The organism is Streptomyces alkaliphilus, assembly GCF_014141535.1.
In the GTDB taxonomy this organism is placed as follows: Bacteria; Actinomycetota; Actinomycetes; order Streptomycetales; family Streptomycetaceae; genus Streptomyces; species Streptomyces alkaliphilus.
The window spans coordinates 1-988 of record NZ_VKHT01001400.1; the positions used below are offsets into that span (position 1 = coordinate 1).

Annotated in this window: 1 protein-coding gene; it reads right to left on the minus strand. The window is 75.8% G+C overall.

The window, feature by feature from the left end; translation table 11 throughout:
* Positions 1-15 precede the first annotated feature (15 nt).
* Entirely contained in the window at positions 16-930 is a 915-nt protein-coding gene (prmC, locus tag FNQ90_RS24730) for a peptide chain release factor N(5)-glutamine methyltransferase (RefSeq protein WP_182608370.1), read from the minus strand.
* Positions 931-988: the final 58 nt, after the last annotated feature.

Below are 988 nucleotides of genomic sequence, written 5' to 3' on the forward strand. Positions count from 1 at the left end.
GGGCGGGACGTCGGCTCAGTGACCGACCCGCCGGGCGGTGGCGAACCGTGGTCGGTTGTTCAGGTCCGGGTGGTCGGCCGCGTCCGCCCAGCCCCGGTCCTCGGGGAACAGCCACGGCACCTGGCCGCCCTGGCTGTCGGCGTGCTCGACGACGACCACCCCGCCGGGCCGCAGCAGTCGGTGCGCGGCGCGTTCCAGGCCCCGGATGGTGTCCAGTCCGTCCTCGCCGGAGAACAGCGCCAGTTGCGGATCGTGGTCCCGGGCCTCGGGCGCGACGTGCTCCCACTCGGTGAGCGGGATGTACGGCGGGTTGGAGATCACCAGGTCCACCCGCCCGTTCAGCTCCGGCAGGGCGGTGAGGGCGTTCCCGTGGTGGAGGGTCACCCGGGTCCCCTCGGGGATGGAGGCGATGTTGCGGCGGGCCCACCCCACCGCCCGCTCGTCCAGCTCCACCGCGTGCACCCGCGCCCGGGGCACCTCCTGGGCCAGCGCCAGCGCGATGGCCCCGGAGCCGGTGCACAGGTCGACCACCAGCGGCTCGGCGACGTCCATGGCACGCACGGCGTCTATGGCCCAGCCCACCACGGACTCGGTCTCCGGGCGGGGCACGAAGACGCCGGGCCCCACCCGCAGTTCCAGGTAGCGGAACCAGGCCCGGCCGGTGATGTGCTGCAACGGCTCGCGGGCCTCGCGGCGGGCGATCGCCTCCCAGTAGCGGGCGTCGAAGTCCGGGTCGGCCACCAGGTGCAGCCGGGCCCGGTCGGTCTCGTGGACGAAGGCGGCCAGTTCCTCGGCGTCGTGCCGGGGCGAGGGCACGCCGGCGTCGGCCAGCCGCTGGGTGGCCCGGGCCACCTCGGCCAGCAGCACCGAGCGGGGCGCGCCGGCGGACGACCCGGTGGAGGGTCCCGCGGAACCGGTCGAAGGCGTCACGGGGCCCACCATACGTCCACCCCCGTCCGGGACATCCCCTTCCGGCGCCTCCCCGCGC